At 42.3% G+C, this 21,542-nt stretch carries 17 protein-coding genes; 2 read left to right on the forward strand and 15 right to left on the reverse strand.

All coding sequences use genetic code 11. From position 1 onward, the window contains the following. From folP to HMPREF2619_RS02010, 3 genes are all read right to left on the reverse strand, one after another. On the reverse strand, window positions 1-972 hold the full coding sequence (gene folP, locus HMPREF2619_RS02000) for a dihydropteroate synthase (RefSeq protein ID WP_186821476.1): 972 nt from the start codon (window positions 970-972) through the stop codon (window positions 1-3). 122 nt (window positions 973-1,094) lie between these two features. Continuing rightward, the gene (locus HMPREF2619_RS02005) at window positions 1,095-2,294 is read right to left on the reverse strand and encodes a phosphoglycerate kinase (protein ID WP_070458676.1); all 1,200 of its coding nucleotides are present in this window, start codon (window positions 2,292-2,294) and stop codon (window positions 1,095-1,097) included. 238 nt (window positions 2,295-2,532) lie between these two features. Beyond that, window positions 2,533-7,344 (reverse strand): endo-beta-N-acetylglucosaminidase, encoded by a 4,812-nt coding sequence (locus tag HMPREF2619_RS02010; RefSeq protein WP_070458678.1) that lies wholly within the window; start codon window positions 7,342-7,344, stop codon window positions 2,533-2,535. A 305-nt stretch (window positions 7,345-7,649) separates the two neighbouring features. Between HMPREF2619_RS02010 and HMPREF2619_RS02015 the strand changes: the two genes are divergently transcribed. Beyond that, window positions 7,650-9,281 (forward strand): Na/Pi cotransporter family protein, encoded by a 1,632-nt coding sequence (locus tag HMPREF2619_RS02015; protein WP_070458680.1) that lies wholly within the window; start codon window positions 7,650-7,652, stop codon window positions 9,279-9,281. 28 nt (window positions 9,282-9,309) lie between these two features. Here HMPREF2619_RS02015 and HMPREF2619_RS02020 read toward each other — a convergent pair whose 3' ends face one another. The 12 genes from HMPREF2619_RS02020 to HMPREF2619_RS02075 all read right to left on the reverse strand — a co-directional run bounded on the left by HMPREF2619_RS02020 (window position 9,310) and on the right by HMPREF2619_RS02075 (window position 16,976). Continuing rightward, complete coding sequence (locus HMPREF2619_RS02020; protein ID WP_070458683.1) at window positions 9,310-9,606, reverse strand: bacteriocin immunity family protein; 297 nt, start codon at window positions 9,604-9,606, stop codon at window positions 9,310-9,312. A 24-nt stretch (window positions 9,607-9,630) separates the two neighbouring features. Next, a complete protein-coding gene (pepA, locus tag HMPREF2619_RS02025; RefSeq protein WP_000209210.1) occupies window positions 9,631-10,695 on the reverse strand; it encodes a glutamyl aminopeptidase in 1,065 nt (354 codons plus the stop codon). 103 nt (window positions 10,696-10,798) lie between these two features. Beyond that, window positions 10,799-11,053: a membrane protein insertion efficiency factor YidD gene (gene yidD / locus HMPREF2619_RS02030; protein WP_070458685.1), complete on the reverse strand. Its 255-nt coding sequence runs from the start codon at window positions 11,051-11,053 to the stop codon at window positions 10,799-10,801. Continuing rightward, window positions 11,053-11,778, reverse strand: a complete 726-nt coding sequence (locus HMPREF2619_RS02035; protein WP_016466836.1) for a pseudouridine synthase — start codon at window positions 11,776-11,778, stop codon at window positions 11,053-11,055. Before HMPREF2619_RS02035 ends, yidD begins: the two co-directional genes overlap by 1 nt. Continuing rightward, window positions 11,765-12,334 (reverse strand): SMC-Scp complex subunit ScpB, encoded by a 570-nt coding sequence (gene scpB, locus HMPREF2619_RS02040; protein ID WP_070458687.1) that lies wholly within the window; start codon window positions 12,332-12,334, stop codon window positions 11,765-11,767. The genes HMPREF2619_RS02035 and scpB overlap by 14 nt, the downstream gene beginning before the upstream one ends. A 12-nt stretch (window positions 12,335-12,346) precedes the next feature. Further along, window positions 12,347-13,081 carry a segregation/condensation protein A gene (locus tag HMPREF2619_RS02045; protein WP_070458689.1) on the reverse strand — a complete coding sequence of 245 codons (735 nt, stop codon included), beginning with the start codon at window positions 13,079-13,081 and terminating at the stop codon, window positions 12,347-12,349. After that, on the reverse strand, window positions 13,081-13,815 hold the full coding sequence (gene xerD / locus HMPREF2619_RS02050; RefSeq protein ID WP_070458691.1) for a site-specific tyrosine recombinase XerD: 735 nt from the start codon (window positions 13,813-13,815) through the stop codon (window positions 13,081-13,083). Before xerD ends, HMPREF2619_RS02045 begins: the two co-directional genes overlap by 1 nt. Continuing rightward, complete coding sequence (gene cbpB, locus HMPREF2619_RS02055; RefSeq protein ID WP_070458694.1) at window positions 13,812-14,273, reverse strand: cyclic-di-AMP-binding protein CbpB; 462 nt, start codon at window positions 14,271-14,273, stop codon at window positions 13,812-13,814. Before cbpB ends, xerD begins: the two co-directional genes overlap by 4 nt. Further along, window positions 14,270-14,791, reverse strand: coding sequence for a metallophosphoesterase (locus HMPREF2619_RS02060; protein WP_001118959.1), 522 nt, complete (start codon window positions 14,789-14,791; stop codon window positions 14,270-14,272). The genes cbpB and HMPREF2619_RS02060 overlap by 4 nt, the downstream gene beginning before the upstream one ends. Continuing rightward, window positions 14,767-15,738, reverse strand: coding sequence for a nucleoside-triphosphate diphosphatase (locus HMPREF2619_RS02065; protein ID WP_070458696.1), 972 nt, complete (start codon window positions 15,736-15,738; stop codon window positions 14,767-14,769). The genes HMPREF2619_RS02060 and HMPREF2619_RS02065 overlap by 25 nt, the downstream gene beginning before the upstream one ends. After that, window positions 15,735-16,529, reverse strand: a complete 795-nt coding sequence (gene racE / locus HMPREF2619_RS02070) for a glutamate racemase (protein WP_000370361.1) — start codon at window positions 16,527-16,529, stop codon at window positions 15,735-15,737. Before racE ends, HMPREF2619_RS02065 begins: the two co-directional genes overlap by 4 nt. Window positions 16,530-16,730: 201 nt before the next feature. Beyond that, entirely contained in the window at window positions 16,731-16,976 is a 246-nt protein-coding gene (locus HMPREF2619_RS02075; RefSeq protein ID WP_004251708.1) for a YneF family protein, read from the reverse strand. A 282-nt stretch (window positions 16,977-17,258) separates the two neighbouring features. Here HMPREF2619_RS02075 and HMPREF2619_RS02080 point away from each other — a divergent pair. Further along, a partial coding sequence (locus HMPREF2619_RS02080; RefSeq protein ID WP_083279569.1) for a glycosyl hydrolase family 95 catalytic domain-containing protein occupies window positions 17,259-21,542 on the forward strand: 4,284 nt, incomplete at its 3' end.

A 21,542-nucleotide genomic window follows, 5' to 3' on the forward strand; every position in this document is an offset into this window, starting at 1 on the left:
TTATTTATATTGTTTTAAATCTAAATTTTCCGCTTCATCAGCCAATCGAATGGCTGATGCAATTTCAACTGCCATCTTGTGACTGGCTACGTCATGCACGCGCACCACTTCCACACCCTGTCTCGCAGCGATACTGGTTACATGAGCCGAAGCCGTGTCCCTATTGCGGAAACCAAGTTCTGTCTCAGGATTGACTTCAAAGCCATTTTCTTCAAGGATATTGATGACAAACCGCTTACGCGACACTCCAAGAAAGATTGGATAGCCCTTCTGATGTAGTTTATCCAGATCCCGTAAAAGAAGCAAATTTTCTTTCTTGGTCAGACCAAAGCCGATTCCTGGATCCAACAGGATATTTTCTTGTGCGATTCCAGCTTCGTCCGCTCTCGATAGGGCTCTGTCAAAGAAAGCCTCCATCAAGTCTTCAATTGGCATTTTTTCAAAGTCAGCTAACTCTTTTTCTGTAAAGGTTTGACCAAAACCAAAATGAGGGAAGATGAGCGAGCTAGGGTGCTGAGGTCGCGCCATGACTGGATTAAACATAATGACTACTTTCGCACCAGCCTTAGCAACCACATGGGCCATTTTCTCATCACCCATAAGACCAGTGATATCATTGACTAGATTGGCACCAGCAGCCAAAGCAGCCTCTGCCACCTGACTCTTCCGAGTATCAATAGAGATGAGGACATCACTTTCCTTGCGAATCGCTTTAATCACTGGAACAACACGCTGGATTTCCTCTTCTATCTCAACATAGCTACTTCCCGGCCGAGGCCGAGTCGATTCTCCGCCGATATCTAGCATACTAGCCCCTTCTGCTATCAATTTACGAGCCTGCTGGAGCGCCTGCTCAAGAGCAAAAAATTGACCACCATCCGAAAAGGAATCTGGGGTTACATTGATAATTCCACAGATGGATGTCTTGTCTTGCTTTTCTCCCTTTTTCATGATATCACCCTCAAATTTCATAATGATTCGTATTCCTCTATTTTACTGTTTTTTTGGATTCTGTCCAATTATCCCTCTACTTCTAAATATCTCACCAGAGTGTGCAAAAAAAGGAGAACCGAAGTTCTCCTTTTTTTATATTCTTATTTGTCTGTAAGAGCAGCCAATCCTGGAAGTTCTTTACCTTCAAGGAGTTCCATAGATGCACCACCACCAGTAGAGATCCATGAGAATTTGTCTGCACGACCAAGGTTGATAGCTGCAGCAGCTGAGTCACCACCACCGATGATTGATTTAACGCCAGGTTGTTTTACGATAGCGTCCATAACACCGATTGTACCAGCTTGGAAGTCAGGGTTTTCAAACACACCCATAGGTCCGTTCCAAACAACTGTTTTCGCACCTGTCAATTCTTGGTCGAATTTAGCAATTGATTTAGGTCCGATATCAAGACCAAGGAATCCTGGGTCTACTGCTTCACCTTCAGTGTCTTTCACTTCAGTGTAGTCAGCAAATGCGTTTGCTTCTTTTGAGTCAACTGGCAAGATCAATTTGCCGTTTGATTTTTCAAGAAGAGCTTTCGCCACATCCAATTTGTCTTCTTCTACAAGTGAGTTACCGATTTCGATACCTTGAGCTTTGTAGAATGTGTAAGTCATACCACCACCGATAAGAACTTTATCAGCTTTGGCAAGAAGGTTTTCGATAACACCAATCTTATCAGATACTTTAGACCCACCAAGGATAGCTACGAATGGACGTTCTGGAGCTTCAACTGCTTCTTTGATGTAGGCAATTTCGTTTTCAAGAAGGAAACCAGCAACTGCTTTATCAACGTTTGCTGAGATACCAACGTTAGATGCGTGTGCACGGTGAGCAGTACCGAATGCATCGTTTACGAAGATACCATCTCCAAGTGATGCCCAGTATTTACCAAGTTCAGGATCGTTTTTAGATTCTTTCTTGCCGTCAACATCTTCGTAACGAGTGTTTTCAACCAAAAGAACTTGTCCATCTTCAAGAGCGTTAATTGCAGCTTCCAATTCAGCACCACGAGTTACACCTGGAAGGAATGTAACTTCTTGACCCAATTTAGCAGCCAAGTCAGCAGCAACAGGAGCAAGTGATTTACCAGCTTTGTCTGCTTCTTCTTTTACACGTCCAAGGTGAGAGAAGAGAATCGCACGTCCACCTTGTTCAAGGATGTACTTGATAGTTGGAAGAGCTGCAGTGATACGGTTGTCATTAGTAATCACGCCATCTTTTACAGGAACGTTGAAGTCAACACGAACGAGAACTTTTTTCCCTTTCAACTCAACGTCTTTAACAGTCAATTTTGCCATTTGGAAAGACTCCTTAATTTTTTTTACGTGTTAATTATATCACAAAATCAATAAAAGAGATAGCAAAACCTTAAACTTTTATCCACAACAATTTTTCTCGATTAATTCAGGACAGTGCTTGTAACTACGACAGAATACTCTACCATTTTTATTCTCCTCCCCTATACAAAAAGATTTGACTCTTAAAAGTCAAATCTTTTTTATTAATATGAAGTCAGTGTTAGATACACTCTCTATCTTAATCTTCTTTTTTCTTTTGAGCTAGCAAACCAAAGCCACTTAAAACTCCAGCTAGGCCAAGAGCTACTAGATTTGCATCTACTTCTGTACCTGTATTTGGAAGTTGTTTTCCTTCAATTTTTTCAGCTTGTGCTTCTGTTTTTGCTGGTTCTTGCTTCGCTGCCTGGCTTGCTTGAACTAGCGAAACGGATGTTTCAGTCTTAGGTTCTGTTTTTCTAATTTCCTTCTTAGTATCTTGAGTCGCTGGAGCAGGTGTAACTGGTCTGTCACCTGGTACTTTAACTATTTTTGTACCGACTTCAACAATCTCAGTTACGGCTTCCTTGAGAACTTCCGTTCCCTTAAGACTGCGATGTCCTTCAGAATCAATCTCTACAAGGTTTCTACGAAGACCTGCAACTCCTACTTGAACCAAGCGTCGTTCTCCTACTGGGAGGCTAGGATTTACTCTTTCTTCATGTCCATATGCAAGAACTTCTTCTTCCACAACCAAGCTTGGCTTCTTAACTTCTAAGACTTTTGGACCTTCTAGCGGTTGAACTCGGCTTTCTACCTTGGTACCAACTTCAGTGATTTCTGCAACTGCTTCCTTGACTACTTCTGTTTTAAGAAGAGTACGGTTACCTTTGGCATCTACTTCAATCAGACGACGAGTCTGCCCTTCTACACCTACCTGAACAATACGACGTTCACCCAACAAGAGGTCTCCTGCTGGACGTTCTTGGCGTTCGAAGGTTTGAGTTTCTGTTTCAATCACTAACTCAGGTAGCGCTTCAACTGTTGGCGCAGTTTCTCCTTCTTCTAAGCTACCCACATGATGACTTTCTTCTGCAGAAGCTAGTTTCTTATTCAGCTTTTCTTTCATGTCCGCAAAGGATTCTGGAGTTGGCGTTTGTGAAGATAATAAAGTCTCAGCTTGCACAATCAACTCAGATTTAGGATCTTTTTCAAGGACAGATTCGAGCAAGCTCTCCAATTCTTCTCTAGCAGTTTGATAACGTTGATTGCCATCCAATTCAGTACCAGCTTGTTTCAAGTCATTCAAGGCCTGGTTGACTGCTTCTTGACTAGCATCATGATTTTCTAAGATAGCTTTCGCTGCATCAAGCTTCTCAGCAAGAGCTGCTTGTTTTTCGGCATCAGCAAATGTATAAGCTATTGTTTCTTTGCGTCCTTGAGCAGATGTGATTTCTTGTTTCAGATATTCGTCGTTAATGGCTGCCTTAGGTGATACTAGAACATCAAAGTCGACAGTTTGTCCTTGATAGTGCAACTGAAGTTTTTGACGGCCTGTTTTTTGAGAATCATAACCTGTAATTTCGACTCCTTGGTCTGTAAAGCTATGTTCAGTCTCTGTCTCATCATCATACAAGACCTTAAAACGTCCTTCTGATAAGTTTAGAGCATCACCTACCAAGTAGTCAATTTTCGGTTGCTTGCTAATATACAAGGCTGCTACCTCTTTTGGACCAGTTTCTTCACCAGTGACTTGAATCTTAAAGCTACCTGCAACTGGAAGACCAAGATAGGTTACTGTTAACTCTTGTTCGCCATGATGGTGAGCATCGTAGCCATTAACAGTAACTCCTGCATGACTAAGGTTGATGACTTCATCTGATTCTTCACCTTCGTATTTGACACGGAGAAGACCACCTTTAAGATTCAATTCCTCACCAACTTGATAAGTTGCCTTTTTAGGTGCTACTTCTAGACTGACAGCCTTAATCTTTCTTTCATCCTGAGGAATCGTCACAGCAAGAGTATTACTGATTTCTTTACCTGGCAATTGTGTACGGTAGTAAAGAAGGTTTGGACGTTTTTCAAAACTCAATGGTTCTGTTGCCAAATCCCCTCCAACTGCTGTATTTAAGGTAGCGATTGGAGTTTGTGAATCTGCCTTGTCATAGACTGTGATGGTTGCCCCAGCAGGAACTTCTGAGAAGCCGAGCTGAACCTTATTGTCTGTTAGAACACGCGCTGCAACTTTACTCATTGGAATGTTTTGGCTCTCCGTATCAAGAGTTTCATACATCTTCCAGTTGTAGATGCGGATAGCTTTCCATGGTGTTCCATTGTCGGATGTAATAACGTGCAAACGCCAGTCTTGCGCAGTGATTGGGCTATCAAGGGTGATATCTGAAACATGGGCTTTATTGCCACGAACAGCTTTAGCTAGTTTCCATTCACCTGCTTCATCTTTGTAGTAAAGGTCAAAGTCTTTGGTGTTCATCAAGCCATCATTAACAGACTCTCCACCAGCACCTGCGTGATCCATAACCCATCTCACAACACGGCGTGGTTGTGTCAAACGGATATCAACACTACCACTTAATTGAGCAGAAGACCATTTGTCAGATAGACTGGTGATGGTCCCATTCAACATACCTTCGATACCTTCTCCACCTTCTGTATTTGGGAAGGTACTTCCGATAACAGTAGCCCCTGGAACGATATTTTCTGCAAGAGGTCTTGGAAGACTGGTATCTTGGACAGTCATTCCCCACTCAAAGTTTGTAGTTGCTGCTTCAGAGCGAAGACCGTTCTTGCCAACTGCGACAACCTTCAACTCTTGACTAGTACCAGTTGCACTGGCTGAACGGCTAACTTTTGGTAGGTAGATTGTAGTTGCAGATGAACCTGTCAATAGGCGCCAAGCATCGCCATCCTTCTCATAAACTTCATAGAAATCAGTGTCTTTATTACCAGTAAATTGGACAATGGCTTCCGCTTCTTGGGCATTTTTCAGAGATTGTTTAGCTACTTTAAGAGCTGTTGGTGCTTGAGGAGCCTCTTGATTATCTGACACGGTCAACTCACCCAAATTGAATTGGTAATCCTTAAGAGCAGCAGTGTTTTCGATAGTAAGCTTGATACCGTAAATGGTCTGACCAGCCAAGGCACTCAAGTCAAATTCGTCTTTTGTCCAATCGTCAGATAGAGTCAGTTCTTTACGAGCATTCTCGCCACCGTAAGTATAGTTTTTCTGAGTCGCAAACTCTACATAGACCTTGCTTCCCTTACCACCTTTATGGGCGACACGGAGTTTCGTTTTATCTGTTACTTCCAGTTTTGTAGAGTAGAGACGAACATCTTGGTTGGTATTTTCAGCTAAATCACCCGCAAACTTGAGTGAGTTACCTCCATTGTAGGCATCTTCAAAGTCATAGTCAGCTTGAAGTTTAGCAGCTGAGGATGTTTGCCACCAGCGCCATGTAGGCAAGATACCTGATACAGAACGATAGTTCCATTCAGAATCCTTGGAGACTTTACCGTCTACAAACCATTTTTTACCATGTCCAGTGTTAAAGGATGTTGTGAAGCTACGTCCCACTGCTGGTGTACGATCAGCTACGAGGTTGGCAATCCCGTACCAGTCCTTATCCTCTGGTTTTTGACCAGTTGGATCTCCTTGGTAACCTGTGAAGAAGATGTTTTCATTCTTGTGATAATCTTCTCCTGTCTTACCAAGACTTGTAATAGTATCTGGCGCAAAGAGACCAAGTGACAAGCGAAGTTTACCATTTTCATCAAAAAGGGCATCCCATTTCACTTTTGTCTTGTAGGAACCACCTTGTTGCAATTCCAATCCTGCAAAGACATCGTACTGGCTACGCTCTAGCCATTTTGCCATAGTTACAGAGTAGTCATTTTTCTCTTTGGTCCAGTTAAAGTTGGCAAAGAAATGATCCGCAGGAACCTTGTCTCCCTCTTTTTGCATGAATGGATAATTGTATTCACCAAGTCCGTCTTCGTGATAACGACCATATTCATAGGTCATGGCATCGTACCAAGAATATTTGACTGGATGGTTGACTTTGGCAGCATATTCCTTGGTGTAAAGCATGAAGTCACGCATTTTCTTACCAAGAGGCGTCACGATATCACCTGTTGTTTCTTGGTTGATAAAGTAACCATCAAATCCATAATATTTAGCTAAATCAACCAATTTACGAGCGATAGGGAAAGTTCCGTCTTCATCTTGTTGAAGGGCTGCAGCAAATTTTTCTTGGTCTGCAATGCTATTTGACCAGTTGAAGAATAGGGTACCCAATACAGGAACACCATTACGGTGACCAGCATCAATCACGTCTGGAGTTGGAACAAGTCCTTCCCAGAAGACCATTGAATTCAAGTATTGCCAGTAGTCGAAAGCGTAGGCTTTAAACTCTTCACCACCTACAGAAGCGTGGTCTTTAGCCTTAGAGTTGGTATTTGCAAGAGCTTCAACCTTAGCGTCCTTATTAGCTTTTTCGTTAACTACATGTCCACGATAGCGCTTGGCTAGTTCCACTGAAGAGCGGTTAATAGCATCGTCTTCGCGAGCACCTGGTTCCCATTTCAACAAATCTTCCCATGTGTCAAACTTAATTTCTTTTGGTCGGAGACTTTTTTCTTCTTTCTTAGGAACATCAGAGACCGTAGCTTTTTCTTCTGGCTTATTTTCTGTAGTAGCAGGCGTTTCTTCAGCCTTAGGCGTTTCAGCAACTGGATTAGTTGCTTCCTTATCAGCTGCAGTCAATTGATCCAAACTTGGTTTCTCTTCTGAAACAGGCTGCTCGCTAGTCTTATCTTCCGTCGCTTCCAGTTCCTTCAATACTTCTGGTGCTGGTGTGGTTGCTTCTGCTGGAGTAGTGGCTGACGGTTGTTCTGAAGCTACTGCTGTAGTTGTTGCCCCATTTTCTGGAACGACAGACTCTTCAGCCAAAGCTGGACCTGCAAATAGAACTGAACCAATCATCAATGAGCAGGCACCCACTGACAATTTTCGAATACTATAGCGACAATGTTTTTCAAAAAATGGATTCTTCATCTTTTTCTCCTTTGACTTTCCATAAAAAGTAAGCGCTTTATTTTTGAATTAAAAAAGTAGCTGTTCCAAAAATACACAGAACAGGTCATTTTTATTTTACGATATTTAGAAAAAGAGTCAACACTAGCCCTTCAAGAACTATAAAGAAGTGAAGAATTAATATAAATTAGACAATCATTGACCATTTTTCGAATAAAATCAACATTTTTCTCAAAAAAAGAGCATTTACTACTTGTTAGATTTACTTTTATCCTTTAAAATAGAATGGGAGAAATTCCGCGATTATTTTTCGGAGGAAAAAGAAAATGTCCATTAATTGGCAGGAAATTATTTTTCACTTTTTAGGTGGTCTGGGTCTATTTTTATATAGTATCAAGACCATGGGAGACGGTTTACAACAAGCTGCTGGAGACCGCCTTCGATATTACATTGACAAGTACACAAGTAATCCCTTCTTAGGAGTTTTAGTGGGGATTGTCGTCACTGCCCTAATCCAGTCAAGTACAGGTGTAACGGTTATTACGGTTGGACTAGTCAGTGCTAGTCTCCTCACCCTTAGACAGGCCATCGGGATTATCATGGGAGCCAATATTGGAACGACCGTAACGTCCTTCATCATCGGTTTCAAACTTGGCGAGTATGCCCTACCCTTGATTTTCCTTGGAACCATGTTCTTATTCTTTACTAAAAACCGTACTGCAAATAATATTGGACGTATCCTTTTTGGTGTGGGTGGTATCTTCTATGCCCTCAACCTCATTAGTGCTGGGATGAGCCCTCTTAAAGACTTGCCTCAGTTTAAGGAATACATGGTTACCTTGGGTCAAAATCCTATCTTGGGAGTTGTTGCTGGTGCAGTTATTACCGTTCTGATTCAGGCATCTTCTGCAACCATCGGGATCCTACAAGGTCTTTATGCAGGTGGATTCCTCGACCTCAAAGGGGCACTACCAGTCCTATTCGGAGATAATATCGGTACAACCTTAACCGTTATCATCGCGGCAGCTGGTGCCAATGTATCTGCGAAGCGCGTTGCAGCAACGCACGTTACCTTTAACGTTCTAGGAACCATCCTCTGCTTAATCTTGTTAGGCCCATTCACTTCAATGATTGAGTACTTCCAGGCTCTACTTCACCTCTCACCTGAGATGACGATTGCCTTTTCACACGGTGCCTTTAACGTAAGTAACACCATTGTACAATTCCCATTCATCGGTGCTTTGGCTTACTTTGTTACTAAGCTAATCCCTGGTGAAGACGAAGTTGTTAAATACGAACCTCTTTACCTGGATGAACAACTCATCAAGCAAGCTCCTTCTATCGCCCTAGGAAATGCCAAGAAAGAACTCTTGCACCTAGGAAACTATGCTGTAAAAGCATTCGATCTTTCTTACGACTACATTATCAATTCTAACGAAAAAGTCGCAGAAAAGGGACACAAGACTGAAGAAGCTATCAACACAATCGACGAGAAATTAACACGTTACCTCATTAGTCTATCTAGTGAAGCATTGAGCCAAAAAGAGAGTGAAGTATTAACCAACATCCTTGACTCTTCTCGAGACTTGGAACGTATCGGTGACCACGCTGAAGCTTTGATTAATCTTAACGACTACTTGCAACGCAAGAATGTTCAATTCTCTAACTCAGCCCTAGAAGAGTTGGAAGAGATTTACCGTCAAACAAGCGATTTCGTTAAAGATGCTCTTGAAAGTGTTGAAAACAATGACCTTGAAAAAGCTCAAGCTCTTATTGAACGCCATGAAGCCATCAACAAGATGGAACGTGTCCTTCGTAAGACTCACATCAAACGCCTAAACAATGGTGAATGTTCTACCCAAGCAGGTGTCAACTTTATCGACATCATTTCACACTATACTCGTGTGTCAGACCATGCTATGAACCTTGCTGAAAAGGTTTTGGCTGAACAAATCTAAGATAAAAAAATGCTTTGATTCTTTTGAATCAAAGCATTTTAAATAGCTCTCCAATCATAAAGGAAGAGGCAGCTGCACCCTTGTACCTTGCTTCTTCCTTTTTGATATAGCGGGCCAGATTAACTAACTCTGGCGCCGGTGTTCTAGGATTCTTGAGGAGTTCAAGTGTGACTAGCCCTGAAAGTCGGACTGCAAGCAAGCGCTCATTGGTGCTGGGCAATTTCTTAGCAGTTTCTAGGAGTGCAGCCACTAAATCTTCACTCAAGTTTTGACGGGCATGATTGTAAAGGTCCCGTATCAAGGTTTCTAGGTTTGGTTCTTCCATACCTATCACCTCCATCTTTTTAGTTTAGTAATTTTTGATCAAATCTACTGTAGAACGATCCAATTTTTTAACCAAGGCTTGTAGAAAAGCTTGGGCTTCAAGGAAATCGTCCATGGCATAAAGTGTTTGATGAGAGTGGATATAACGAGCGCAGACACCGATTGTTGTTGATGGGACACCACCATTTTTCAGATGAGCTGCACCTGCGTCAGTTCCACCTTTTCCACAGTAGTATTGGTACTTGATACCAGCTTCTTCAGCAGTTGTCAAAAGGAAGTCCTTCATGCCTGGGAGAAGCAAGTGACCTGGATCGTAGAAACGAATCAAGGTTCCATCACCAATCTTACCTTGACCACCATAAACATCACCTGCTGGTGAGCAATCCACCGCAAGGAATACTTCTGGATCAAATTTTGTTGTAGATGCATGGGCACCACGAAGTCCAACTTCTTCTTGGACGTTAGCACCAAGATAAAGTTCATTTCCTAGTTTTTGGCCTGACAAGTTTTCAGCTAATTCGCTAACCATAAGCACACCGTAACGGTTATCCCATGCTTTTGAGATGATATTTTTTTCATTAGCAGTTAGAATCGCACTACTATCTGGCACGATTGTGTCCCCAGGACGGATACCAAAACTTTCAGCCTCAGCCTTATCTGCAAAACCACCGTCAAAAACGATATCTGAAATAGCTGGCATGGTTGGTCCACCTGTGCCACGAGTCAAATGTGGAGGAACTGAACCTGAAATTACTGGAATCTCACGTCCTTCACGTGTAAAGAGTTTAAAGCGTTGGCTGCTGACAACCATAGGGTTCCAACCACCAATGCTGACTACTCGGAAAGTCCCGTCTGGCTTGATTTCACTAACCATAAAACCAACTTCATCCATGTGAGAGGCTACCAAAACACGAGGTGCATTTTCAACTTCTGAGTGTTTAACCCCAAAAATACCACCCAAGCCATCAGTCACAACTTCATCCACGTGAGGTGTTAATTTTTCACGAAGATAAGCGCGAACAGGTGCTTCATGACCTGAGATAGCGGAAAGTTCTGTTACTTCTTTGATTTTAGAAAATAATGTTGTCATTTCTATCCCTTCTTTCTTTCAACCATTTTACCACTTTTTATAGGAGAAAGGTAGTGGAAATCAACATTTTCCCAAGTAACTTACTCTTATAACAATAAAAGAATCACAAATGTGATCCTTCTTCTCTTGTATTTCGCTTTAATGAAAAGTAGTCCGGTACTGGATCTTTACCCGTTTTAGACCAAGGATGGCAACGTAATATCCTAGCCAAGCCCATCAAAACTCCCTTGAATCCATGTTTTTCAATTGCCTGAATCATATAGTTTGAACAACTAGGCTCAAATCTGCAAGACGGTGGAAAGGCCGGCGTGATAAATCGTTGGTAAAAGCGCACTGGCGCAATTAAGATTTTTTTCATTATTTATTATTTGTTACAGCCATGGTGTGTAGTTGGCTGATTTCTTTTTTATTGAGACGGCGTGATTCTCCTGGACGAAGTCCTGTCAAATCTAGATGACCAAAACGAGTTCGAGAGAGTTTATCTACTTGGAGACCAACAGCTTCAAACATTTTTTTGACCTGGTGATTGCGTCCCTCATGGATTGTCAACTGTACAACTGAACGGTTTTTAACTGGATCTACTTTAAGAATCTCATAAACAGCTGGCTTGGTTTTCTTGCCATCAATCTCAACCCCTCGAGTCAAGGGACGAAGATTTTCTTTGTTGGCAATCCCTTTCACACGCGCAACATAGACCTTATCAATCTCATTACGAGGGTGAATCATCTCATCTGTAAAATCCCCATCATTGGTCAAAATCAAAACTCCAGACGTATCCCAGTCCAAACGTCCCACAGGGTAAATACGCTCTTTCACATTAGGCAAGAGATCCACAACAGTCTTGCGACCCTTGTCATCTGTCACACTGGAAATCACACCGCGCGGTTTGTTAAGCAGATAGTAGACTTTTTCTTCGTTGTAGATTGGTTGGCCTTCAACTTCGACCTTGTCGCCTGACTTAATGGTCGTTGCTAGTTCACGTACTACCTGTCCGTTAACCGTCACCAAGCCTTGCTTGATCAACTCTTCTGCTTTTCTCCTACTGGCCACACCTGCGTGGGCAATATATTTATTGATTCTCATCTTCTTCTATCCTTTCACCAAATAATTGGCTTTCTTGTGCTTGAATATCAAGTTCATCTATCACTGGTAATTCTTCCAGATGATTAATACCCATGTAATCTAGGAAATAATCCGTAGTTACATAGAGATTAGGGCGACCCAAAACCTCTTTTTTCCCGTCTTCCTTTATCAGATCAAAAGCCTGCAACTTTGCCAAGGCTCCACTCGAGTTGACCCCACGGATGGCATCAATTTCTATCCGTGTGATAGGCTGCTTATAAGCAATGATGGACAAGGTTTCTAGCGCAGCTCGAGATAGACTCTGGTTGATGGGCGCCTTAGAATATTCTTTCAAAATAGCTGCAAATTGAGGCTTGGTTACCAATCTATAGGCACCACCTGTCTCAATCAAGGCTAAACTGGAATCCTGGTCTTTTTCATACTTTTTGGCTAATTTTTCAAGACTTTGCTGAATCCCAGTCGGTGGCAAAGAAAGGAGTTCAGCCAACTGGCGAATCCTTATCCCCTCTTCACCCGCTACAAACAAGAGCGCTTCTATTTCTGCTAAAGTACTCATATTTCCTCTCTATCAAGCCTGACTTTGTTCTACTTGATTTTCGTCTTTCTTTTTCATGAGATAGATATCTCCAAAGCTCTCTTTTTGAATTAAGAGAATTTCTTGGGTTTTAATCAACTCCAAGGTCGCTAAAAAGAGCGTGATGACCTCTTGTAAATCCTTGGTTTCTTTAAACAAATCTTGCAAGCATAATTGCTGACCTTCAAGTAAGGCTTCTCGGACGATAACCATCATATCCTCAATCTTGTACTCATCTCGTAAAATGGTTGTGTGACTTTGCGAGAATTCTTCCTTTTTCTTGGAAAGCAAGTTTGAAAAGGCTAAGAAAAGATCGATAGTAGTCTTATCGTGGACAAGTTCAGCATCCTCATAAATCAACTCTGTCGGCGCTTTTGAGTAATACTGAGCTCGTTCTTGATGCTTGGCTTCCAACTGCTCTCCCAAAAGTTTAAACTTACGGTATTCTTCGATTTGAGAAAGGAGGTCCTGCTCCAGGTCATCCTCTAGGTCTGTCACTTCTGCAACCTTTGGCAAGAGCTTGCGACTCTTGATCAGCATGAGTTGACTAGCCATGACCATGTACTCACCTGCGACTTCCAAACGCATAGCTTGTAATGTCGAGATATAGGCTAGATATTGCTCGATAACCTCTGTAATCGGCACATCATAGATATCCATCTGGTACTTTGAAACCAAGTGCAAAAGAAGATCCAAAGGCCCTTCAAAATCTTTTAATTTAATATCCATTATCTATATTTTTCCAAGGTCATGACTGTCTTTAATCCTAATTTTTTAGCAATTTCGTACAAGTCAACCTTTTCTTCGATTTGTCTTAATATAAACTGTTCTCTCAATCCTTGAGCCGATAAATCTGAAAAACCTTTTTCCTTTAGAAAGGCTTCTAACTGACGAAAGGCCCACTGACGGGAGTATGGCTTCCCAGCTTTTTCAAAGAGATAGGTCTGCCCCATCAAGGGTTCTAACTCTGCAAGCAAGTTTGTAGGAAGGCTCAAGATTCTTTGTTGAGAAGCTTTATTGATTCTCAATACTTGAAAGTCTAGATTCACATCATTTGTTTTTAAGGCTAGAATTTCACTTGGTAAGAGGCCCAATTCAACTATCAGTAAGGCCAACAAGCGTCCCTCTGGATAGGCACTTTCTTGCCAGAAAGAACTCAAGTCTAAAAGCTCTGACTTGACTTGTTTTTTCTCAGCCTGTTTCGGCAATTCTAAACGATAAAAGGTACCAATTTCCCCCTTCTGGTATAAAAAGTAAAGAAATTGATTGCAAGCAGAAACCTTACGCTTTTGGGCACTGATTTTAAACTGAGATAGTTGAGCTTGGTAGATTTTTAAACTTGTCTCAGAGATTCGTTCTCCAATCAAATCTAAAAACTGCTCCAAGTCATACTTATAGGATTGCTTAGAATTTACAGACAAACCTTGTTTTTCTTCTAAAAATACTGAAATTCCTTCTCTCATTTGCTTCGAATCTCATATTCCTTACTAAAGTCATGCAAGAGAGCATTTACTGCCTTGAGGATGGACTTACGCGTGATAATGCCTTGGAAAATCCCCTCTGCATCCACAACTGGTAAGAAGGACTCGTCCACTAGCTTGTGCAAAACATCCGTGAGGCGATAGTCTGGACTGACAACTGCTACGTCCTTCTTGGTCATGTGCACGATATCCGTGTCTGCCATAGCTTCCTGACTCAAGCCCTGCTCCATCTGGTAGGCCAGAATGTCTCTAAGTCCAATGGTTCCGACAAATTCTTTCTCATCAGTCACTACTGGCACTCTGGTATAGGTCATCTGGCTAAGGAGGAGAATTGCATGATCTGCATTGTGGCTATCAATGAGTACAGCCAAATTTTCAGCAGGAGTTAAAAAGGTTTCCTCTTGCTCCAGTAAAAACTGTTCAAACTCCTTGGCAATCATCGAGCAAACTCCTTGGATAAGCCTGGATAGACCTCATGGTTACGTGTCAAAAAGTCCACTTTAAAGTAGCTATCATCAATCTCTACACGGGCATAGAGGCATTCTCTGATAGTCCCACGTGGCTGACTGATAGAACCAGGGTTTAGAAAGAGAGTCTTCCCTTCCATCCAAGCGTTTGGAACATGCAAGTGCCCATAAAGACAGATATCTGCATCTTCTTCCTGCGCCCAGAAATCAAGCTTTTGGAAATTGAAGTTAATGTCAAATAAGTGTCCATGGGTCTGGATGATCTTGGTAGGACCCAGTTGAGTCACCAAGCGTTCTGGATAATCTGAATAAAAATCCATGTTCCCTCTGACGACCTGGATTCCTTCCCAGAGGGGTGAATCTGGGCGAAGCTCAGAGTCACCATCGTGAAAAATAGCATCGACTTTCCCCAGATAGCGGTTACGGATTTCTTCTACAATCAAGCTATCTCCGTGGGAGTCACTCATTACAATGATGGTTTGCTTTGCCATGATGGAAATACCTCCAAAAGTTTCTTAACGGCTAAGGCACGGTGGGATTGACTATTTTTTTCTTCGAGGGTTAATTCAGCTGATGATTTGCCAGTTTCTCCTACTAAAAAGAGCGGATCATAACCAAAGCCATTTTCACCCTTAGGTTCAAAGTTAATGTAGCCTGGCCAATCAGCTTCGACCACCAAGCTTTCCTTACCTGGGCTAGCTACGACCAGGGTTGTATGGAATTGAGCTGAACGGTCCTTGAGTTCAAAGACCATGGCTAATTCGTGCAAGAGTTTAGCATTATTTTCTTGGTCAGTAGCCCCTACTCCTGCAAATCGAGCTGACCAGACACCTGGCAATCCACCGAGGACATCGACTTTGAGACCTGAGTCATCTGCTAGCACCATCTTGCCTGTTAATTTGGAGATGGTTTCAGCCTTAAGGCGAGCATTTTCTTCAAAGGTCATACCTGTTTCAGCTACTTCAGGCAGATCAGGATAGTCATTGAGATTTTCTACATCATAACCTAGCTTATCAAAGATAGCACGAAATTCCTTGGTCTTGCCCTCGTTACGAGTTGCAATCAGCAAAGTTTCTCTGACCTTGTTTGTCTCAAAGAAATCTTGAACGTTGACTCCTTCTTTAGGCAATTCCACATGCAGAAGTTGACCATTTTCAACTAAGAGCAAGGCACCTTGACGTTGAATGACTTCTAAGTTTCGGTTCGCTTCTTGGTTGAGAATATCTACCACAAAAGAGAGTAAGCGATAGGCTGAACCATATCGTAAAACAGTGACTGAAAGCGGAAATCCTCGCTCCTCATCTCGAAAGATTTTGGCTAAATCAAACAAAGGAAACGCTAAGTCATCATCCGTCAAAGTCCGAATGCCACCAAAAACACTGTAGGATCCAACATACCAGTCCTGGTCGTCCTTGTATTCATAAATTTTGTTTGTCATAATGTTACATGCTCCACATGAATCTCTTTTTCCAGCCATTCTGCACCAATCTGGGCAAAACTCTGACTATTCGCTGTTGTATAAAATCGGTGTTGCAGCGGACCTGCATCACGGCTACGATTGATTTCAAAATAATTGAGCAAGACAGAGATGTCTCGCACGCACTCTGCACCACTATCGATGAGTTTTACATCTGGTCCCATCACATTTTGGATGATGGGGCGAAGAAGCGGATAATGGGTACAACCTAAAATCAGGCTATCCACCTTTCCAACCAAGGGACGCAAGGTTTCATAGACCACCTTCTTGGTCACACTGGTCGATAGAGCACCTGACTCGACCAAGGGAGCAAACTTAGGGCAGGCCAAGCTTTCCACTTGTAAATCTGGGTCTAGATCATGAATCTTTTGTCGATAAATATCTGATTTTACCGTCATCGGGGTTCCAATCACACCGATTTTCCCACCTTGACTTGCTTTGATAGCTGCTGATGCACCAGGCAAAATCACACCCAACACCGGAATATCCAACTTGGCTTTAATCTCTTCCCAGACGACTGCCGTTGCTGTATTACACGCAATGACAATCATCTTAACATCCTTGGTCAAAAGAAAGTTGACCAGTTGCCAAGTATATTCACGAATCTGCTCAGCAGGACGGGGACCATAAGGAGCCCGTGCCGAATCTCCAATATAGACGATTTCTTCATGGGGAAGCTGGCGCATGAGTTCACGTACAACCGTCAAACCTCCAACGCCCGAATCCAAAAAACCAATCGGTCGATTATCCATACAGTCTTCTTTCTAGTATTTTTTTCTGATTGATAATTATTATTCATTTCTTTCTGAAATTTCTGACAGATTGGGTAACTCCCCACTGTCTCCCTCTTAATCATAATCAATTATCAATAGAATGCAAGGAAAAAGTCTTGTCTCTAAATATCAGTCAAACATAGTGAGAAGTCTGGAACTTTCATCCCAGACTTTTCCTATTTATTTCTTTTTATTGTTAGCAAGGGCTGCTTTTTGTTGGCGAATGATTTGGTGGTAAACTTGTTGTACTTTAGCTTCGCTTGGCTTTTGACCATTTGCACTCAAGAGAGTACGAACTGCTTCTGCGTTCAAACGTGGGTTATCCGCAAATTCTTTTTCGATTTGCTTGCGCACCAAGTACATACCTCCAAGAGCTCCTCCTAGAAAAGCTAAAACAATCAAGACAATTGCTAAAATAAGATCCATAATATTTCTCCTGTTTCTTTTTGAGTCTTCTATATTATACCATAAAGTCCCCCGCCTGACTAGTTTGATTTACGCTTACATCCACTGTGATTTCCTAAGTAATTAGCAAATACTTCATACTTAGTAAAACTTAGTAAAATAACCCCATTTTCCTTGAAAGCCCTTGCAATAGTTTTGTTTATTTGTTATATTAAGATTATCTGAAAAATCACACATATTTCTGAAGACTTATTTTTTTGCAATAAAATGTATGCGCTTCCAAATATGAGAAAGGAGAATTTTGTGGATAAAAGATATTGGGAAAAGTCCTGCAAGTATAGTATCCGAAAATTGAGCATCGGAGCTGCCTCTGTTTTACTAGGAGCTGTTTTTTTAGCAGCACAGGGTGTGGCTGCTGACGGTATCGAGATTCCGGAAAGTGAGGCAACAATTACTGAAACCTCGGCTAAACCGGATACGAAAGTTGAGGAAGTTGTTGCTTCTAACACAGAGACTCAGCCTATAGCTGAATCATCTGAGAAGCAAACCATCGCAGAACCAGAATTACCTCAAACAAGTAGTCAGTCAGAGACAACGACAGCTACCGCCCCTGCTGAAAATAAGGAGAGCGAGAAACCAGAACTTCCTGTGAACAAGCAAGAACATTACGAACTACATTACAACCAACCAACTGCTCCTTCCTATGACGGATGGGAAAAACAAGCCCTTCCAGTCGGAAATGGAGAAATGGGTGCCAAAGTCTTTGGCTTGATTGGTGAAGAAAGAATCCAGTACAATGAAAAAACCCTTTGGTCTGGAGGCCCACAGCCAGATAGTCAAGACTACAACGGCGGAAACTACAAAGATCGCTACAAGGTCTTAGCAGAAATCCGTAAGGCCTTAGAAGACGGTGACCGTCAAAAAGCCAAACAACTAGCAGAGAGAAATTTGGTTGGGCCAAACAATGCCCAATACGGTCGCTACCTAGCCTTCGGTGATATCTTCATGGTCTTTAATAACCAAAAGAAGGGCTTGGAAAATGTTACTGACTATCATCGTGGCTTAGATATTTCTGAAGCTATCACAACTACCTCCTATACTCAAGACGGGACAAGTTTCAAACGAGAAACCTTCTCTAGTTACCCAGATGACGTCACTGTTACCCATTTGACTAAAAAGGGAGATAAGAAGCTTGATTTTACCCTTTGGAATAGCTTGACTGAAGATTTACTTGCTAATGGAGATTATTCTTGGGAGAATTCTAAATACAAACAAGGGACTGTTAGCGTTGATTCTAATGGTATTTTACTCAAGGGAACTGTCAAAGACAACGGTCTTAAATTTGCCTCTTATCTTGGTATCAAGACAGATGGACAAGTTACTACTCAAGATGGCTATTTGACAGTTACGGGAGCAAGTTATGCAACACTGCTACTCAGTGCCAAGACTAATTTTGCTCAAAATCCGAAAACCAATTACCGCAAGGATATTGATGTAGAAAAAACTGTCAAATCTATCGTAGAAGCTGCCAAAGCCAAAGACTACGAGACTCTGAAAAATGACCACATCAAGGATTACCAGAGTCTTTTCAATCGTGTTCAATTAAACCTCGGCGGCAGCAAGTCTAATCAAACTACAAAAGAAGCTCTCCAAACCTATAATCCAACAAAAGGGCAAAAACTAGAAGAACTCTTCTTCCAATACGGACGTTACCTACTGATCAGTTCTTCTCGTAACCGGACAGATGCACTTCCAGCAAACTTGCAAGGGGTCTGGAATGCTGTAGATAATCCACCTTGGAACTCAGATTACCACCTCAATGTCAACCTACAAATGAACTATTGGCCTGCCTACATGAGTAATCTCGCAGAAACAGCTAAGCCAATGATCAATTATATTGACGACATGCGCTATTATGGTCGTATCGCTGCTAAAGAATATGCAGGTATCGAATCCAAAGAAGGGCAAGAAAACGGTTGGTTGGTTCATACTCAGGCGACACCATTTGGCTGGACCACTCCTGGTTGGAACTACTATTGGGGCTGGTCTCCGGCTGCCAATGCTTGGATGATGCAGAACGTCTATGACTACTACAAATTCACCAAGGATGAAACTTATCTTAAGGAAAAGATTTATCCAATGCTCAAGGAAACAGCTAAGTTCTGGAACTCCTTCTTACACTACGACAAGGCTAGTGACCGCTGGGTTTCTTCTCCATCCTACTCACCAGAACATGGAACTATCACGATTGGGAATACCTTTGACCAATCTCTAGTTTGGCAGCTATTCCACGACTATATGGAAGCAGCCAATCATCTGAAGGTCGACCAAGATTTGGTGACAGAAGTGAAGGCTAAATTTGATAAGCTCAAACCACTTCATATCAACCAAGATGGCCGAATCAAGGAATGGTATGAGGAAGACAGTCCTCAATTCACTAATGAAGGAATTGAAAACCATCACCGTCACGTTTCTCATCTGGTTGGGCTCTTCCCAGGTACTTTATTTGGCAAAGATCAGCCGGAATATCTGGAAGCAGCACGCGCAACCCTAAACCATCGTGGAGATGGTGGTACCGGTTGGTCTAAGGCTAATAAAATCAACCTCTGGGCCCGTCTTCTAGATGGAAATCGTGCCCACCGTTTGTTGGCAGAACAGCTCAGATCTTCAACCCTAGAAAATCTCTGGGATACGCACGCGCCTTTCCAAATTGATGGAAACTTTGGTGCAACCAGCGGTATGGCAGAAATGCTCCTTCAGTCTCACACAGGCTACATTGCCCCATTACCAGCCCTTCCAGATGCATGGAAAGACGGGCAAGTCTCAGGCTTAGTCGCTCGTGGTAACTTTGAAGTCAGCATGAAATGGAAAGAGAAAAATCTTGAAACGCTATCTTTCCTTTCTAATGTTGGTGGAGACTTAGTCGTAGACTATCCAAATATCGAATCTAGTATTATCAAGATTAATGGCAAGGAAGTTCAAGCTAGTCGCCTCAAAGATAACCGTATCCAACTTGCGACTCAAAAGGGTGATGTCATTACATTTGAAAACTTCCCTGGACGAGTGACTCGCTTATCAGCCCTTCGAAAAGATTCCGTCACAGCTGAACTCGACTTTAACACAGTTGAGGGAGCAAGTCATTATGTCATCCGACGAGAAAGCAAGGATGAAAACAGCCAAACTCCTAGCGTTCGTGAGTTTATCACCAACCAAACTCACTTTGTCGATCGCTCGATTGATTCTAGTCATGCCTATACTTATAGCGTTAAGGCTATGCTAGGGGACCGTACAACACCAGTTTCAGATCCTGCTTCTATCGATGCCTTCACTGAGTTGATGGATGACCGTGACAAGCGCATCCAGTACGGCTCTGCTTATGGAAACTGGGCTGACTCAGAACTCTTTGGTGGAACAGAGAAATACGCTGATATCTCAAATGGAAATTACTCCGATAAGGATGCGACTGCAACTATTCCATTCAATGGACCTGGTATTGAAATCTACGGACTCAAGTCATCTCAATTGGGACTTGCTGACGTTAAAATCGATGGTAAATCTGTTGGAGAACTTGACTTCTATACTGCAGGAGCAACTGAAAAAGGTGTATTGATAGGACGTTACACAAATCTTTCTTCAGGTTCTCACCTCATGACCATCACTGTTAAGCGCGAGCACAAAGGACGTGCCAATGAGCGGGCAAAAATTTCTCTCGATTACTTCAAAGTCTTCCCAGGACAAGGAGCAACTGTTGAGAAGATTGACGACCGTGACCCTCGTATCCAGTATGGTTCCATGTTTAAGGATTGGAGCGATGCAGAACTCTATGCTTCTACAGAAAAATACGCTGACATCAACGCTGATGATAGCCTTGCTTCTGAAGCCACTGCAACCATCCCATTCTCTGGAACAGGTATCCGAATCTATGGATTAAAAACAGCATCACTAGGCAAGGCACTTGTCACACTGGATGGAAAAGAGATGCCAGCCCTTGACTTCTACACTCCAGGAGCGACTGAAAAAGGAGCTTTGATTGGCGAATTCACCAATCTAGCTGATGGTGATCACGTCCTTACTTTGAAAGTCGATCCAAATTCTCCAGAAGGGCGAAAGAAAATCTCTCTTGATTCCTTTGATATCTTAAAAGCACCATCTGTGTCTCTCGATAGTCCAAGCCTTGATCCTATTAAGTCCAAAGATAAGACTGTTACCTTAACCCTACCAGCTGGTAATTGGGATGCTATTGCCGTGAAATTCCCTGGCATCAAGGATCCTCTCCTACTCAGAAAAGTCGATGAGGACCATCTTGTCACATCAGGTGAACAAACTGTTCTAACCATTAAGGATAACAAGGTCCAACTAGACATTCCTGAGGCTACAGATCGTAAAGCTGGTAATTCGATAGAAGCTTATGCTATCCAAGGAAAAACAATAAGCAGCTCTGTTGTAACAGTATTTCCTAAGGATGAAACTAGCCCAGTAGAAGAAAAAATCCTTACAAGCAAAGGGGATGAGCCTGCTCCAGTAGTGACCATTCCTGAGTACACAGATCCTATTGGTACTGCTGGTGAGCAGGAGGCACCTACTGTG

The organism is Streptococcus sp. HMSC074B11, assembly GCF_001808705.1.
In the GTDB taxonomy this organism is placed as follows: domain Bacteria; phylum Bacillota; class Bacilli; order Lactobacillales; family Streptococcaceae; genus Streptococcus.

Excerpts from the sequence above, each read along its gene's own strand:
- HMPREF2619_RS02010 (WP_070458678.1), bottom strand. The coding sequence starts at position 7,344 with ATGAAGAATCCATTTTTTGAAAAACATTGTCGCTATAGTATTCGAAAA.
- HMPREF2619_RS02035 (WP_016466836.1), bottom strand. The coding sequence starts at position 11,778 with ATGAGAATCAATAAATATATTGCCCACGCAGGTGTGGCCAGTAGGAGA.
- HMPREF2619_RS02005 (WP_070458676.1), bottom strand. The coding sequence starts at position 2,294 with ATGGCAAAATTGACTGTTAAAGACGTTGAGTTGAAAGGGAAAAAAGTT.
- yidD (WP_070458685.1), bottom strand. The coding sequence starts at position 11,053 with ATGAAAAAAATCTTAATTGCGCCAGTGCGCTTTTACCAACGATTTATC.
- scpB (WP_070458687.1), bottom strand. The coding sequence starts at position 12,334 with ATGAGTACTTTAGCAGAAATAGAAGCGCTCTTGTTTGTAGCGGGTGAA.
- HMPREF2619_RS02060 (WP_001118959.1), bottom strand. The coding sequence starts at position 14,791 with ATGGCAAAGCAAACCATCATTGTAATGAGTGACTCCCACGGAGATAGC.
- HMPREF2619_RS02020 (WP_070458683.1), bottom strand. The coding sequence starts at position 9,606 with ATGGAAGAACCAAACCTAGAAACCTTGATACGGGACCTTTACAATCAT.
- HMPREF2619_RS02015 (WP_070458680.1), top strand. The coding sequence starts at position 7,650 with ATGTCCATTAATTGGCAGGAAATTATTTTTCACTTTTTAGGTGGTCTG.
- racE (WP_000370361.1), bottom strand. The coding sequence starts at position 16,529 with ATGGATAATCGACCGATTGGTTTTTTGGATTCGGGCGTTGGAGGTTTG.
- cbpB (WP_070458694.1), bottom strand. The coding sequence starts at position 14,273 with ATGATTGCCAAGGAGTTTGAACAGTTTTTACTGGAGCAAGAGGAAACC.
- HMPREF2619_RS02045 (WP_070458689.1), bottom strand. The coding sequence starts at position 13,081 with ATGGATATTAAATTAAAAGATTTTGAAGGGCCTTTGGATCTTCTTTTG.
- folP (WP_186821476.1), bottom strand. The coding sequence starts at position 972 with ATGAAATTTGAGGGTGATATCATGAAAAAGGGAGAAAAGCAAGACAAG.
- HMPREF2619_RS02065 (WP_070458696.1), bottom strand. The coding sequence starts at position 15,738 with ATGACAAACAAAATTTATGAATACAAGGACGACCAGGACTGGTATGTT.
- pepA (WP_000209210.1), bottom strand. The coding sequence starts at position 10,695 with ATGACAACATTATTTTCTAAAATCAAAGAAGTAACAGAACTTTCCGCT.
- HMPREF2619_RS02075 (WP_004251708.1), bottom strand. The coding sequence starts at position 16,976 with ATGGATCTTATTTTAGCAATTGTCTTGATTGTTTTAGCTTTTCTAGGA.
- xerD (WP_070458691.1), bottom strand. The coding sequence starts at position 13,815 with ATGAGAGAAGGAATTTCAGTATTTTTAGAAGAAAAACAAGGTTTGTCT.